The sequence below is a fragment of the Sphingopyxis sp. KK2 genome (genome assembly GCF_001990265.1).
Classification (GTDB): domain Bacteria; phylum Pseudomonadota; class Alphaproteobacteria; order Sphingomonadales; family Sphingomonadaceae; genus Sphingopyxis.
Genome location: NZ_LYVN01000003.1, coordinates 20,694 through 36,052 on the forward strand (window position 1 = coordinate 20,694; position 15,359 = coordinate 36,052).

The following is a 15,359-nucleotide window of genomic DNA, read 5'->3' on the forward strand; positions in this document are numbered from 1 at the left end:
CACTGGCCGGGGCGAAGTCCCCGGCCTCTTTTTTTGATCGCGGCGGCCGGACCGGCAAGAGGGGCTGACCGATCGCACGCCGCCGCTGTGGCCGCGATGCAACAGCGCGCCGACATTTTATTGCGCACCCCCCGCGACCCCATTGCGGATTTGTGACAACAGGCGCACTTCTCTTGCCGCGACGGGACAACATAGTCCCGCGCTGCTCAGAGAGGAAAACATCATGCATGCTCGCACTATGCTGCTGGCCGGGCTTTCGACGCTCGCGCTGGCCTCTTTCGTCACGCCCGCCGCCGCGCAGACCGCCGGCGCCGAAGAGGATGACGGCAACATCATCATCGTCACCGCGACCAAGCGCGACGCCAATCTCCAGGACATCCCCTTCTCGATCAACGCGCAGACCGCCGAGGACATTCAGAAATCCGGGGCGGTGACGCTCGAGGACCTGTCGCGCAACGTCGCGGGCCTGTCGGTGCAGAACCTCGGCCCCGGCCAGAGCCAGGTGTCGGTCCGCGGCGTGTCGGCGGGGCAGGTCGTACGCGACCAGCCCGGCGTCAAGGAACAGGTCGGCGTCTATCTCGACGAAAGCGTGATCTCGCTCTCGCTCTTCACCCCCGACATCGATCTTTACGACCTCAACCGCGTCGAAACGCTGCGCGGCCCGCAGGGCACGCTGTTCGGCTCGGGCTCGGTCGGCGGCACGATCCGCTACATCACCAACCAGCCCAAGCTCGGTACGACCGAGGGCAGCGTCGAGGCGAACCTCAACCTCGTCGACGGCGACGATATCGGCGGCCATCTGAAGGGCGCGATCAACCTGCCGCTCGGCGACAAGGCGGCAGTGCGCGCGGTCGGCTATTACACGCGCTACGGCGGCTTCATCAACGCGGTCAGCCCCGCTGGCGGCAACGACGTCAACAGCGGCGAACGCTATGGCGGCCGCCTCGCGCTGACCTTCGAGCCTGTCGACGACGTCTCGATCACCCCGCGCATCGTCTATCAGAAGGTGACCGCCGACGGCTTCAACCGCCAGGACATCTACAATCTCTATGGCAATCGCTTCACCACAACGCGGCCGCAGGTGACCTATGACGAGCGCGAGCAATATCTGTTGCTGCGCGAGGCATTCGAGGACGAAACGCTGATCGCCGACCTCAACATCAATGTGGGGCTGGGCGGCGCCAAGCTGACGTCGGTGACCAGCTATATCAACCGCGACATCCTGGTGAGCCGCGACGCGAGCGCGCTCACCGGATCGGTGTCGGTCGACCTCGGCTTCCCGACCGCGGGCGTGTTGCTGCCGTCGAACCTGGTCGACACCACCGACCTCGAAACCTGGACGCAGGAACTGCGGCTGGCATCGGACAATGACAGCCCGTTCCAGTGGGTGGTCGGCGCCTTCTATTCGAAGATCGACCGCGTCTACACCCAGACGCTGCCGACCCCCGGTTACGACGCGGTCACCGACGCGACGCTCGGCGCGGGGACCTCGGCGGCGGTCGCCAACGGCTTCGGTCCGAATTCGCCGTACAACGCGTTCCTGCCCTATGACATCAAGCAGTTCGCACTGTTCGGCGAGGTCAGCTACGATATCACCGACGCCTTCACCGCAACCGCGGGCGGGCGCTATTACGACTTCAAGGAAACGCGCAGCTTCGTGTCGGGCGGCCTGTTCGCCAATGGCGACAACCGCACCGACAGCACCAAGTCGAGCGGCTTCACCCCGCGCTTCCTGCTCTCCTACGACGTCGCCGACAATGTCAGCGTCAATGCGCAGGCGTCGAAGGGTTTCCGCCTCGGCGGGGTCAACGACCCGCTCAACCTGCCGCTCTGCTCGCCCGCCGACGCGGCGCTGTTCGGCGGTTTCCAGAGCTATGACGACGAAAGCCTGTGGAACTACGAGGTCGGCGTGAAATCGCAGGGGCGCGGTTTCACCTTCAACACCGCCGCCTTCTACAACGACATCCGCAACCTCCAGGTCACGCTCGACGCGGGCAGCTGCTCGTCGCGCATCGTGTTCAACGTCCCCGAAGCGCATTCGATGGGCGTCGAATTCGAACTCGGGCTGAACCCTGCCGACGGGCTCGACCTCAGCCTGTCGGGCAGCCTGATCGAGGCCGAGTTCGACACCACCCTGCCCGGTGCGCTGACCACCGCAACGGGGATTCGCGAGGGCAACCGCCTGCCGTCGGTGCCGAAATTCCAGCTGTCGGCTTCGGGCAGCTATGAATTCCCGGTCTCGGATACCGCCTCGGCCTATGTCTCGGCGTCGTTCCAGCATGTCGGCACGCGCTATACCCAGCCGGCGGATCAGGAAAACAACCCGCGGACCTTCGTCCACGGCCTGCCCTTCGGCGGCGCCCCGGCGAACGCCTCGACGACGGTCGACCTGCAGCTGCCCGACTATCAGCTCGTCAACCTGAGCGCCGGGGTCGACATGGAGAATGGCCTGTCGCTGATCGTCTATGTCAACAATCTGTTCGACGAGAATGCGCTGCTCTCGTTCGATCGCGAACGCGGCGGGCGCGCCCGCCTCGGCTACACCGTCGGCCAGCCGCGCACCTTCGGCATCACCGCGCGCAAGAGCTTCTAGGAGCCGGCGGGGGCGGGTTTCCCGGGCCGGAGACCCGCCTTCGCAGATGCACAATAAATAGGCAGTGGTGATGCAAATTTAGGCCTTTTCAGGATGACATTAATATGGCATTCAACACTCAAGAGTTTCAGGAGGGGAGAGCCTGAAAGGCTGGGCCGGGACGCAAGTCCCGGCCCTCTTTTTTTGTGCGCAGCACGCGCCGCTCCGAAAACACGCAGAAAAACGTGCCTCACTTTGCGGCAGTCGCGCCTGCTCCCCGATCCGGCCCGCGAATCATTGCTGCGCGAATCATCCTGTTTTGCTGCACAAATTTTTTCGGGAACCATCGCCGGCAGGGCGCGTTTCAATAGTCCAATCGATCGAAAGAAAGACTGGAATCGCTTCGCGTCTCCGGACGCAAGCATCGGAAGCCCCGCCGCAGAGATGCGGCGGGGCTTATCCGTTTCGGGCAGACCGTCTCAGGCCGCCGCGCCCATCTCCGACTGCGAGAACATGAAGGCGTTTCCGTCGGGATCGTAGAAGGTCAGCAATTTCACCAGCCCCGGGATATGCTGGATATCGCCGTCCTGCCGCACGCCTTCGGCATCGAGATGCGCCTTCGCCGCGTCGATATCCTCGACCTCGAACACATTGGTCGCGCCGCCGCCCTGCACCACCGCCTCGACCTGGCTCAGCCCGATATTCACCCCCGCCATCGGGGTCCGGAGTTCGCACCAGCCGATCTCGTCGGCGCGGTAGAGCAGCTCGCACAGCATCACCCGCTCGTACCAGGCGATCGATGCGGTCATGTCGCTGACCCCCATCGAACAGGTGAGTTCGGATCCGATCTTCAACGCCATAAATTGCTCCCTCTGCCGGCCGCGCGAACGATGTCGCGCGCGATTCCCGTTGCACCACTGGTACGGTTTGTATAGTTACTGGCAAATGCCGTCAAGAAGCCCCGATCCGCTGCTCGCGCAGCTCGGCAGCCATCGCTGGCTGGTGCCGCTGCTCGCCGATCTCGCGGCGCACAAGGGCGCGCGCTTCGTCGGGCTGGTGAACCGGTTGCAGCTCTCGCGCGACAGCCTGACCCGCACGCTCGGCGCCGCAGCGGCGATCGGCTGGGTGCAGCGAAACCCCGGTCACGGCCATCCGCTGCGCCCCGAATATATCCTCACCGAAGCGGGCCACGCCGCCGCGCTGCGCGCCGCGACGATCGCCGAAGCGCAGGCGGCGATCGGCTTGCCGCCGGGCGCGGCGACGCGCTGGGGGCTGCCGCTGGTCGCGGGGATCGGCGCGGGACACGACCGCTTCAACGCGCTGTCACGATTGCTCGCGCCCGCGACCCCGCGCGCGCTGTCGCAAGGACTGACCGCGCTGGGCGAGCACGGACTGGTCGTGCGCGACGTGATCGACGGGCGGCCGCCGAGCAGCCTTTATGCGCTGACGGCGAATGGCCGGGTGCTGGCGGAGGCGTGCGCTTAGCGTTCCCCGGCGAAAGCCGGGGTCCAGATACCGAGCGCCACCGGTCATGGGCCCCGGCTTTCGACGGGGATCAATTCACGCCAACGCCGCCTTCACGAAATCGGCCGCGCGTTCGCCGATCATGATGCTCGGCGCATTGGTGTTGCCGCTGACCAGCCGCGGCATGATGCTCACGTCGGCGACCCACAGCCCGTCGATGCCATTGGCCTTCAAGGTCGGGTCGACCACCGCATCGGCGTCGCTGCCCATGCGGCACGTCCCCACCGGATGATAGACGGTGTCGGCGCGGCTGCGGATCAGCGCGTCGAGCGCCGCATCATCGTCGATATCGACCGGATGCCGATCGACCCCGGCATAGTCGCTGAGCGGCGGCGCCGCCGCGATGCGGTGCATCATCCGCACGCCGGCGCGCAAGGTCGCGATGTCGCGGTCGTCGGTCAGAAAGCCCGGGTCGATCGCCGGCGCGGCGCCGGCGTCGCCCGACGCCAGCCGCACCGTGCCGCGGCTCTCGGGGCGCAGCACGCAAGCGTGGATCGAAAAGCCATGCCCCTTCACCTTGGTCCGGCCATGATCCTCGAGCATCGCGGGGACGAAATGATATTGGATGTCGGGCGCGGGCAGGTCGGGGTGCGATTTCCAGAACCCCCCCGCCTCGGCAAAGCAGGTCGTCATGATGCCGGTGCGTTTCAGCCGATGCTCGAAGATCGCCTTGACCATCCGCCAGCTACCGCCGGGGCTGTCGCCGAAGGGATCGGTCGACCTCGTCTCCCAGCTCGACACATAGTCGATATGATCCTGCAGATCGGCGCCCACCGCGGCGCGATCGGCCACCACGTCGATGCCATGCTCGGCCAGATGCGCGCCGGGACCGATGCCCGACAGCATCAAAATCTGCGGGCTGTTGAATGCGCCCGCCGACAGCACCACCCCGCCGCGCACGCGCAAAGTCTCGCGCCGCCCGCCGCGCCGGATGACGACCCCCGCCGCGCGGCCGTCCTCGACGAGGATCTTCTCGACCAGCGCCTTGGTGCGGATGTCGAGATTGGCGCGCCCGCGCAAGGGCTCGACATAGGCGCGCGCCGCCGACCAGCGCTCGCCCGCCTTTTGCGTCGTCTGGTAGAGGCCGAAACCTTCCTGGTTGGCGCCGTTGAAATCGGGGGTGCGCGGCAATTGCAGCGCCGCGGCGCTTTCGACGAAACGCCGGCTCGTCACATTGGGCCAGCGCTGGTCCATGACGCTCAGCGGCCCGTCGGCGCCGTGAAACGCGTCGGCGCCGCGCTCATTGCCTTCGCTGCGCCGGAACCAGGGCAGCACATCGGCATAGCTCCAGCCCGTCGCCCCCAGCGCCTCCCACTGGTCGTAATCGAATTTGTGGCCGCGAATATAGACCATCGCGTTGATCGCGCTCGACCCGCCGAGCCCGCGACCGCGCGGCTGATATCCGATGCGGCCGTTCAGCCCCTTTTGCGGGAGCGTGTCATATTGATAGTTCGACGCCTTCGGAATGAAGGGCATGAAGCCTGGGGTCTTGATGCGGATGATGTCGTTCGTCCCGCCCGCCTCGACGAGGCACACGCTGCGCGTGCCATCCTCGGCAAGCCGCCCCGCCGCCGCGCTCCCCGCACTGCCGCCGCCGATGACGATGATGTCGAACTGATCCATATACCGCTCCCCTCGCCACCCGTTCGGTGGTCGTCGAGATGCTTACATGAATGTCATTAGCGGGTGTGGCAAGGGGGGCGTTCGTCATTGCGAGCGAAGCGAAGCAATCTCCAGCCATCCAGCTTGCGCGCGTCCGATGGCTGGAGATTGCCGCGTCGCCTTCGGCTCCTCGCAATGACAGAAAATTATTCCGCCGGTTCCTCGACCGGCCGCCCCGCCGCCCAGCGTTCCTTGATCGTCGCGCTCGTCGCGCGGCTGCCGTCGTGGCTCCAGCCGGGTTCGCGCCACATATAGCTGAGCTTGTGCCGCCAAGGCGCGTGCCAGACGTCCTTCGCGATCCCGACCCATTCATGGACCGCGGCCCAGAGGATGTTGAAGCTGCCGAGCTGCTTGACGATGCCATAGCGGACCGGCTCGTCGTCGCGCTCGGGAACGAAGCTACCGAACATCTTGTCCCAGATGATGAACACGCCGGCATAGTTGGCGTCGAGGTAGCGCGGATTGACGCCATGGTGGACGCGGTGGTGCGACGGGGTGTTCATCACCGCCTCGAACCAGCGCGGCAGCCGCTTGATCGCCTCGGTATGGATCCAGAACTGGTAGATCAGGTTCAGCCCCGCGCAGAAAAAGACCATCGCGGGCGGGAAGCCGATCAGGAACAGCGGCAGGCGGAAGAGGAAGGTCAGGCTGAAGAAGCCGGTCCAGGTCTGCCGCAGCGCGGTCGACAGATTATAATGCTGGCTGCTGTGGTGGATGACATGGCTCGCCCAGAACCAGCGCACGCGATGCGCGCTGCGGTGGAAGGCGTAATAGGCCAGATCGTCGAGGAAGAAGCAGAGGATCCACGCCCACCACCAAGTGGCGAAATCGAGCCCGATGTCGAACAGCCGGTACTGGTACACCCACACCGACATCCCGACGACCGCCGCGCCGACGAGCGCACCCGCGACCTGGCTGACCGTGCCGAGCATCAGCGAGGTAAGCGTATCGCGCGCCTCGTAGCGGCTTTTGTCCTTGCGCAGCGAATAGAGCATCTCGGCGATCAGCAGCAGGATGAACGCCGGCACCGCATAGACGACCGGATCGGGCAATTTATCCATGCGCCAGGTTCCGCATCCGCGCCGCCCACACCCCGGCCTCCTTGCCGAGGTTGAGCGTCGCCGCGCCGAAGGTCCGCTCGGGCGGGGTCAGCGTCAGGAAATCCTTGTCGAGCCGCGCGATCACCTGCCGGTCGACGGGCCGTGCCGCGAAATGATTGCCATGCGCGCGCACCAGCATCATCCGCCCCTCGGCATTTTGCACGATCGCGGCGAAGCCCGCGCGGTCGCGTGCGACCTCGGTGCCCCCGAAGCCCGCCTCGGCCTCTTCGGCGAGGCGGATCGCATGCGCGTCGTCGGCGATGCGCGGGTCGGCGCCGAGCCCGAGCTTGCCGACGAGCCACGCGACGAACAGCACCGCGACCAGCGAGGCGCCCAGCTGGATGAGGTCGGCGAGGCTCATTTCTCGCCCGCGAGCGCGTCCATCATCGGCCGCAGCCCGCTCAGGTCGTAACCCGCATTCGCCGCCGCATCGACGATGCCCCCGACATCGTCGCCCGCGCGCGCGCGCGTCAGCGCCCACAGATGCGTCGAGCGCGTGCCCGAGCGGCAATAGGCGAGGATCGGGCCCGTCGCATCCTTCAGCAGGGTTTCGAGCGCGTCGAGCTGCGGATGGCTGAAGCCCGCATGGCCGACGGGGATCGCGGCATAGGCCAGCCCCTCGGCCGCCGCGGCATGCGCGATATCGTCGCCCTGCGGCGCCGAAGGCTCCTCGCCGTCGGGTCGGTTGTTGACGATCATCGCAAAACCCGCGGCCTTGGCCTCGGCGACATCCTCGATCGAGATTTGCGGGGCGACGCTATAGTCGGCGGACAGGGTTCGAAAATCGCTCATGGCGCCGATCTACTCCCGCCGCCCGCTTGCTGACAAGCGCGAATACCCGGGGGCGCCTCGGCCCCCGGGCCTCCCGCTTTCCCGTCCCGGACCCCTCGCCCGGGACGGCGGAAAAACGATCATGCGGCGACGGGCGCGGCGGCCGGAACCTCGGTCGGGCGCTCGCCGGGCAGGACGCGGTCGCCCGCGACCACCTCGGCGAAGCGCTCGGCATATTTGGGATGCTCGGTGCCCATCCATTTGTCCCACCAGGTGAAATAGAGCCCGTAATTCCGGTTGAAGCCGCCATTATGATGAAGGTCGTGGTGCGTCGTCGTGTTGATCCAGCGCGTCAGCGGGGTCGACAGCCACCAGCGCGGGTGGAGCTCGAAGCCCGCATGCCCCATCGCGTTGCGCAAAATCTGGAACAGGATCCAGGTCAGCATCACCCAGCCCGGGGTGGGCACGAAGAACAGCCAGATCGGCACGAAGGCGATCATCACGAACGCCTCGGGGATCGCGAAGCTGTACGCCGCCCACGGCGTCGGGGTGACCGAGCGGTGATGCGCGCGGTGGAAGGTCTTGAACAGTTTCGGATGATGCATCGCGCGGTGCACCCAATAGAAATAGGCGTCATGCGCGACGATGATCGCCGCGAGCAGTGCAAGATCGCCCGCCCAGCCATAGCTGCCCTCGAAGCGGTGGAGCACGCCGGCGTCGACGCCCCAGATGATGAAGGCCGAGACGAGCGTATAGACGCCGACCGTCTGCACCGACTGCGCAACCTCGCGGCGGCGATCGGCGATCGTCGCCTCGCGCGCCTGGATCTTGCGGGTGCGCAGGGCCGTCCGGCGCAGCACCCATACGACCGCCGTCACCAGCGCGGCGGCGGCGAGGTAGCGCCCGAAGTCGAAGGCAAAGACGATGGGGCCCTTGTGGACCAGATTGGCGAGGGGAGGAAAGGCGTCGAGCATCGGGGCGTCCTGCTGGCGGATCGGAACCCCGCTTGCAGCATAGCGGCGCGCCTCGCGCTCCCCGCTGTCCAAATCTGGCTAGCCGATTCCGGAATCGGCCAGCCGCCCATCCAGTCGCCGCGCCCGATATTCGCTCGGCGTCATCCCCTCGGCCTCGCGAAAGGCGCGGTTGAACGGCCCGAGCGAGCCGAAGCCGGCGTCGAGCGCGATCGTCAGGATCGGCACCTCGCGCTGCTCGGGGTCGGCAAGTGCGGCGCGCACCTCATCGAGGCGGAAGCCGTTGAGGAAAGCGGTGAAGTTGCGAAAGCCCATCTCGCCGTTGATCGCGCGGCGGACGCGATATTCGGGCTCGCCGAGCCGCGCCGCGAGCATCGCGATCGAAAAACCCTCAGCGCGATAGGCGCGCTCCTCGGCCATCGTCGCGCCGAGCCGCTGCGCCAGCGGCGAAGGTTCGGCGCGCGGCGCGGCGGCATCGGGGTCGGGGCGCGGACCGGGCGCCGCGAACAGCTCGGCGGATCGAAAGCGATAGAGGCCGACCGAGACGATGAAGGTCGCGGCGAGGATCGCGGCGAGCGTCACCGCGCGCCAGCCCTCGTGCCCGCCCTCCCGGTTATGAAACATCTCGATAAAGGTGACGAGCAGGATGAAGCCGCCGATCGCGCCGATCAGCGCGAGGCGAAAGCCGCGCCGCGCCTCGACGAGGTCGGTGGTCCGTCCGCGCCACGCGATCCACATGCCCGCGATCGCGAAGCCGAACATGCCGATGCGCACGACCGCCCATATCGCCCGGCTGAAGTCCCCGGTCGCCGCGATCATCGCGAATTGCGCGAGCGGCAGCGCGGCAAAGGCGAGCACGGGGCACCAGCTCCGCCAGCCGATCTCGGCGCGGTCGTCGAACCACAATCGCGCGAACAGCCAGAACAGCGCCGGCACCATCACCGACATCATGTCGAACAGGATATAGGGGAGCAGCGCGGTCCCGTGCGGGCGGAACAGGCCCGACAGCAGATAGGCGATGATCGTGACGTTCATCGCGATCGCGACGCGCGCCGCCGCGACGCCGCGATGATCGCGTGCAAGCAGCGCGATCCACAGCAGGAACAGCGAAATGCTCCCGCCGCGAATCATCGGATCGATTATCTCGAGCATCGCCATCTGCTATCGCAGGAGTCAGCGCGCCGCCAGTTGCTGTGCCCGCTGGCTGCCAAGCTGCGCGAAGGCGTCGCGCCGCGCCGCCTCGCGGCACTGGCGCGCCGAACGCCGTCCGCCGAGGCTGAGATGCTCGACATCGTTGCGACAAAAGGCACCGACCGCGCGGTCGATCCGCCGCTGCGCCGCTTCGGTGCCGCGCGGGGTGGTGAGGTCGATATCGTCGAGGCTGATGCGCAGCGTCGCGGCTGGTTCGGCCGCGAGCGCGGCGGGGAACGGCGCCGCCGCGGCGACGAACAGGCTGGCAAGGATCGCATATTTCATGGGCTTCACTCCTTTGACCACCGGCGCCGTGGATGAGGGGAGAGCGCCGATGGGCGAGCAATGAAGCAGCCCGCGCCGCGGGTCGCGGCGGGTTTGGAAAATGGCTAGCCCGTTTCGGAATCGGCGGTTGCGGAAGGCCGCGAGGGCGCAAAAAAGGGGGAAAGGGACTCACACAAAGACACAAAGAGGGCAGCTTTTTCGCGCACCGCTGCTCCAGGGTCGCGCGAAGCGCCTTATGGAGGGTCGCCTGCGGCGACGCGCGACGCCCGCCATGTGGTGCGCCCTCTTTGTGTCTTTGTGTGAGATCCTTCTTCTTGGCGCCTTCGCGCCTTTGCGTGAGATTATTTCAGAACCCACTCCCGCAGATCAAATCTACCCGTCGGGATATTGGTCGATGCAGGTCTGCATTTCGGCCCACAGCCCGCCCGCAGCAGCCATCGGGATCACACCGACTTCCTTGCCCAATAGCTTGACCCGCAGCTCCTTGCCGGCCTTGAGCTCATCCCAATAGAGGCTCTGGATGCTGCCGAGGCGATAGCGGGTCGCGCCATCCTCGGTCAGGCCGAGATCATAATGCGCGGTCAGCGCGCCGTCGGTGAACAGCCCGGTTCCCGCGAAATTGGCGTAGGTCGTCGCGGGCGCCATTTGCCATCCCTCGCTGCCCGCCTCGTCGAACACCAGCCCCTTGCGATGCTTTGCGGCCAGCGCTTCGTCCTGATCTTCGGGCACCGGCGACAGCCCTTTGCCCGACAGCCAGATCGACCCGTCGTTGAAATTGGTGAAGCGCAGTTCGAGCGTCAGCGCCTTGCCGAGCGGGCGCATCGCGGTGCAATTATTGCCGCGCGACTGGAAGGTCCAGCCGTCGCCAAAGCTCAGGTCCTTGCGCGGGATCGGCGGCGGTTCCCGGCCCTGCCGCGCGAGCGCGGCGTCGCCGGCGAATTGCGCGGCATCGGCGGTCGCGAGAAATTCGGCGGTGTCGCGATAATCCTCATAATGGGCCCGGCGCAGCTTGTCGCAGGCGGTCAGCCGCGTCAGCATATGGTCGTGGCGTGCGCTGCCCTCGGCGGGCAGCGCGACCACCGCCTCGCCTTCCTCGGTGTGGACCCTGTCGAACGCCGCCTTTTGCCCCGCCTCGTCGAGCGAGGTGTCGCCGCCCGCGAGCGTGAACCAGGTCAGCGCCGCCGCGGTGCGCTGGCGCGATTTTTCGGCATCACCCTCTTCGAGCACCCCCATCAGGCTGTTGAGCACCCCGCAGCGCGCCGCCTCGCCATAGGTCAGCGGCGGCGGATCGTCGGCGGCGAGCGCAGGAGCGGCGAGCAGCAGGGCGGGCAAGATCGGCAGGGCATAGCGCAGCATGGCAGGCTCCAACGGCCGCGACCCTTGCGCGCCTGATGCTCGGCGTGAGCGATGCTGTCAATCTGGCGGTACGGAAGACGGCGATCGCGGTGCAATTATGTCTCACGCAAAGGCGCGAAAGCGCAAAGAAAGAGACTCACACAAAGACACAAAGAGGGCGTTCCTGCCCCGCTGGCGTCGGCCCGTCGCCGAAGGCGACCGTGTAAAATGCGCTTTGCGCGGGATCCGGCCCTTCGGGCAGCGGCGTCGCCTGCCCTCTTTGTGTCTTTGTGTGAGATAATTCTTCTTCGCGCCTTCGCGCCTTTGCGTGAGATTTTTCTAGAACTGCCGGATCACCGCGAGGAAAGGATCGCCCCAGGCTTCGAGCTTCTTCGCGCCGACGCCGGGGATACGCGACAGCTCGGCGTGCGTCGTCGGGCGGTCGTTCGCCATCGCGCGCAGCACCGCGTCGTGGAAGATGACATAGGGCGGCACCCCCGCGTCGATCGCGATCTCGCGCCGCATCGCGCGCAGCGCATCGAACAGCGGGTCGCCGACCGGGTTCGCCACCGCGCCGGCGCCGCGCGATCCCCGCTGGCTGCGCTTCGCAGGCGGCTCGGCGATCATCACCGCCACCTCGCCCTTCATCATCGCGCGCGCGGCGGGGCCGAACATCAGCCCGCCATGCTCGGTGGTCTCGAGCGCCTCGCGCGCGACGAGCGTGCGGACGAGCGGCTTGATCAGCCGCGCCTCGTCGCCGCCGACGATGCCGAACACCGATAATTTGTCGTGACCACGGCTCGCGATGCGTTCGTCGCTACGTCCGGTCAGCACCGCCTCGACATGCCCCGCGCCGAAACTCTGCCCGGTGCGATAGACCGCCGAGAGCAATTTCTGCGCGAGCACCGAGGCGTCGATCTGCGCGGGCGGTTCGAGGCAATTGTCGCAATTGCCGCAGCGTTCGGGCGGAGTCTCGCCGAAATGGCGGAGCAGCAGCGCGCGGCGGCACTCGACCGTCTCGACCAGCGCCGCCATCGCGTTGAGCCGCACGCGCTCGCTCGCGATGCGCGCCTCGGGCAGTTCGGACAGGCGCATCCGCGCGCGCGCAAAATCCTCGGCGCCCCACAGCATCAGCGTCTCGGCAGGGTCGCCGTCGCGGCCGCCGCGCCCGGTTTCCTGATAATAGGCCTCGATCGATTTGGGCAGCCCGGCATGCGCGACGAAGCGCACGTCGGGCTTGTCGATCCCCATGCCGAAGGCGACCGTCGCGGTGACGATGCCGTCCTCCGACGCGACGAAGTCGTGCTGCACCCGCGCGCGCCGTTCGGGATCGAGCCCGGCGTGATAGGCGGCGACGCTGCGCCCGGTCGCCGCCGCCAGCCGCTCGGCCATGCGTTCGGTCCCGTCGCGCGTCGGGCAATAGACGATGCCGGGACCCGGATTGGCGGCGATGAAGTCGGCGATCTGCTTCGCGGGGCTGATGCGCGGGGTCACCCGATACCGGATGTTCGGCCGGTCGAAGCCCGCGAGCACCAGCCCCTCGGCCGGGATGCCGAGCTGGACGAGGATATCCTCGCGCGTGTGCTTGTCGGCGGTGGCAGTGAGCGCGAGCCGGGGAACCGCGGGAAAGGCGTCGAGCAGCGGGCGCAGCAGGCGATAGTCGGGGCGGAAATCATGCCCCCATTCGGACACGCAATGCGCCTCGTCGATCGCGAACAGCGCCGGCTCGCGGGCCTGCATCAGCGAGCGGAAGCCCTCGCCGGTCGCGCGCTCGGGCGCGATATAGAGAAGGTCGAGGGTGCCGTCGCGATAGGCCTGGCGCGTGTCGGCCCAGTCGGCATCGACGCTGGTCAGCGACGCGGCGCGGATTCCCGCCGCGCGCGCACCGCGGAGCTGGTCGTGCATCAGCGCGATCAGCGGCGACACGACGACGACGCAGCCGGGCAGCGCGACCGCGGGCAGCTGATAGGTCAGCGACTTGCCCGCGCCGGTCGGCATCACCGCAAGCGTGCGCTGTCCCGCCATAACGCGGTCGACGACATCGGCCTGACGCCCACGAAAATGGTCGAAGCCGAAGGTCGATTTGAGGAGCGGGAGAAGCGCGTCGGCGGACATGGTGGGGGCGATAGGAAGTTTGGGGGAGCGGGGGAAGCCCCCATTCCGTCGCCCCCGCGGAGGCGGGGGCCGCTGGCAACCCGGCGCAAGGCCGATTGCGGCCCCCGCCTGCGCGGGGGCGACGATCAGGCCCGCGCCAGCATCGCACGCTCGGCCATGCGCGACGCGGTCTCGCGCTCGGCCATCACGACATGGTCGGCGCCGCGGCGCACGAGGTCGGCGACCTCCTCGTCCGAATGCGCGCGCGCGACGATCAGCAGCTTGGGGTTGATCGCGCGCGCCTTGCGTACCACCGCGCCCGCCTCGACCCCCTCGGGGATCGCGATCAGCAAGGTCGCGGCCTCCTCGATTCCCGCCTGCCGCAGGATGCTGTCCTTGGTCGCATCGCCGATAATCACCGTCGCCCCCGCCTCGCGCGCCGCCGCCGCCATGTCCTTCTGGTCCTCGATCACGGTCAGCCCCTCGCCGCGCCCGCAGATCAGGCTGCCGATATGGCTTCCGACGCGGCCATAGCCGATCAGCACCACCCCGGCGTTGCACGCTGCAGGGACGTCGTCGCCGACCGCCTCGGGCTCGGGAACGTCATCGGCGCGGATGCGCTTGACCATCAGCGTGAAGAAGACCGGGTTGAACAGGATCGACAGGATCGACCCCGCAAGAATCAGGTCGCGCGCCTCGTCGGGCATCACCTTGAGCGCGACGCCGAGTCCCGCGAGGATGAAGGAGAATTCGCCGATCTGCGACAGGCTGACCGCGACGGTGAGCGCGGTCTGGTTCGGATGGCCGAAGGCGCGCACGATCGCCCAGGCGGCGAGCGACTTGCCGAAGACGATGATCGCCACCGTCGCGATCACCGGCCCCGGCTGCTCGATCAGCACCCAGGGGTCGAAGAGCATGCCGACCGAGACGAAGAAGAGCACCGCAAAGGCGTCGCGCAGCGGCAGCGTTTCCTCCGCCGCGCGGCGGCTCAATTGCGTCTCGCCGAGGATCATGCCCGCAAAGAAAGCCCCTAGCGCGAAGCTCACGTCGAACACCACCGCCGCGCCGAAGGCGACGCCGAGCGCGATCGCCAGCACCGCAAGGCGGAAGAGTTCGCGCGATCCCGTATGCGCGACCCAGTGCAGCACCCAGGGCAATATGCGCCGCGCGACGATCAGCATGAAGGCGACGAAGCCGACGACCTTCAGCCCGACGATGCCCGCCGACTGCCACAGCCCGATGCCATTGCCCTCGTCGCCGCGCGACCCGAACATCGCGGGCAGCAGGACGAGCGCGAGCACCATCGCGAGATCCTCGACGATCAGCCAGCCGACCGCGATGCGGCCCTTTTCGGTTTCGACCATGTCGCGCGCCTGCAGCGCGCGCAGCAGCACGACGGTCGAGGCGACCGACAGCGCGAGCCCGAAGATCGCGCTGCCCGCGAGCGTCCAGCCCTGCCACAGCCCGAGCGCGATGCCGAGTCCGGTCGCAACCGCCATCTGGACGATCGCCCCCGGCACCGCGATCCGGCGCACCGAGAGCAGGTCCTTGAGCGAAAAATGCAGGCCGACCCCGAACATCAGCAGGATCACGCCGATTTCGGCGAGCTGGAGCGCGAGGCCCGTGTCGGCGACGAAGCCCGGGGTGAAGGGCCCGACCATCACGCCCGCGAGCAGATAGCCCGCGATCGGCGAAATCTTCAGCCGATGCGCGAGCGCCCCCATCAGGAACGCAACCCCCAGGCCCGCAACCACGGTTCCGATCAATGTCGTGTCGTGCGGCATGTCCCCTGCCTAGGGGGCGGGGGCGCCGGGGGTCAAGTTTGTGCGGCGCAAAAATGCAAAAGAGCGGGGA

The 15,359-nt window shown here is 67.4% G+C and carries 13 protein-coding genes; 2 read left to right on the top strand and 11 right to left on the bottom strand.

What is annotated here, in order from left to right; all coding sequences use genetic code 11:
- Positions 1 to 223 precede the first annotated feature (223 nt).
- Positions 224 to 2,593 carry a TonB-dependent receptor gene (locus B1A78_RS00905; protein WP_077145158.1) on the top strand — a complete coding sequence of 790 codons (2,370 nt, stop codon included), beginning with the start codon at positions 224 to 226 and terminating at the stop codon, positions 2,591 to 2,593.
- 458 nt (positions 2,594 to 3,051) lie between these two features.
- Here the strand turns inward: B1A78_RS00905 and B1A78_RS00910 are convergent, their stop codons facing one another.
- Positions 3,052 to 3,432 carry a VOC family protein gene (locus B1A78_RS00910; RefSeq protein ID WP_077145159.1) on the bottom strand — a complete coding sequence of 127 codons (381 nt, stop codon included), beginning with the start codon at positions 3,430 to 3,432 and terminating at the stop codon, positions 3,052 to 3,054.
- 85 nt (positions 3,433 to 3,517) lie between these two features.
- Between B1A78_RS00910 and B1A78_RS00915 the strand changes: the two genes are divergently transcribed.
- Positions 3,518 to 4,057: a helix-turn-helix domain-containing protein gene (locus B1A78_RS00915; RefSeq protein WP_077145160.1), complete on the top strand. Its 540-nt coding sequence runs from the start codon at positions 3,518 to 3,520 to the stop codon at positions 4,055 to 4,057.
- Between the two features lie 75 nt (positions 4,058 to 4,132).
- Here B1A78_RS00915 and B1A78_RS00920 read toward each other — a convergent pair whose 3' ends face one another.
- The 10 genes from B1A78_RS00920 to ybaL all read right to left on the bottom strand — a co-directional run bounded on the left by B1A78_RS00920 (position 4,133) and on the right by ybaL (position 15,289).
- Positions 4,133 to 5,719 (bottom strand): GMC family oxidoreductase, encoded by a 1,587-nt coding sequence (locus tag B1A78_RS00920; RefSeq protein WP_077145161.1) that lies wholly within the window; start codon positions 5,717 to 5,719, stop codon positions 4,133 to 4,135.
- A 185-nt stretch (positions 5,720 to 5,904) separates the two neighbouring features.
- Positions 5,905 to 6,819 carry a sterol desaturase family protein gene (locus tag B1A78_RS00925; protein WP_077145162.1) on the bottom strand — a complete coding sequence of 305 codons (915 nt, stop codon included), beginning with the start codon at positions 6,817 to 6,819 and terminating at the stop codon, positions 5,905 to 5,907.
- Complete coding sequence (locus B1A78_RS00930; RefSeq protein ID WP_077145163.1) at positions 6,812 to 7,219, bottom strand: hypothetical protein; 408 nt, start codon at positions 7,217 to 7,219, stop codon at positions 6,812 to 6,814. The genes B1A78_RS00925 and B1A78_RS00930 overlap by 8 nt, the downstream gene beginning before the upstream one ends.
- Entirely contained in the window at positions 7,216 to 7,650 is a 435-nt protein-coding gene (locus B1A78_RS00935) for a TIGR01244 family sulfur transferase (protein ID WP_077145164.1), read from the bottom strand. Before B1A78_RS00935 ends, B1A78_RS00930 begins: the two co-directional genes overlap by 4 nt.
- 119 nt (positions 7,651 to 7,769) lie before the next feature.
- On the bottom strand, positions 7,770 to 8,675 hold the full coding sequence (locus B1A78_RS00940; RefSeq protein ID WP_256837379.1) for a sterol desaturase family protein: 906 nt from the start codon (positions 8,673 to 8,675) through the stop codon (positions 7,770 to 7,772).
- 6 nt (positions 8,676 to 8,681) lie between these two features.
- Entirely contained in the window at positions 8,682 to 9,752 is a 1,071-nt protein-coding gene (locus tag B1A78_RS00945; protein WP_179101946.1) for a helix-turn-helix domain-containing protein, read from the bottom strand.
- 21 nt (positions 9,753 to 9,773) lie between these two features.
- A complete protein-coding gene (locus tag B1A78_RS00950) occupies positions 9,774 to 10,076 on the bottom strand; it encodes a UrcA family protein (RefSeq protein WP_077145166.1) in 303 nt (100 codons plus the stop codon).
- A 372-nt stretch (positions 10,077 to 10,448) separates the two neighbouring features.
- The gene (locus B1A78_RS00955; protein WP_077145167.1) at positions 10,449 to 11,432 is read right to left on the bottom strand and encodes a hypothetical protein; all 984 of its coding nucleotides are present in this window, start codon (positions 11,430 to 11,432) and stop codon (positions 10,449 to 10,451) included.
- Between the two features lie 318 nt (positions 11,433 to 11,750).
- Positions 11,751 to 13,526 (bottom strand): DNA helicase RecQ, encoded by a 1,776-nt coding sequence (gene recQ / locus B1A78_RS00960; protein WP_077145168.1) that lies wholly within the window; start codon positions 13,524 to 13,526, stop codon positions 11,751 to 11,753.
- 125 nt (positions 13,527 to 13,651) lie between these two features.
- Entirely contained in the window at positions 13,652 to 15,289 is a 1,638-nt protein-coding gene (gene ybaL / locus B1A78_RS00965) for a YbaL family putative K(+) efflux transporter (protein ID WP_077145169.1), read from the bottom strand.
- Between the last annotated feature and the right edge of the window lie 70 nt (positions 15,290 to 15,359).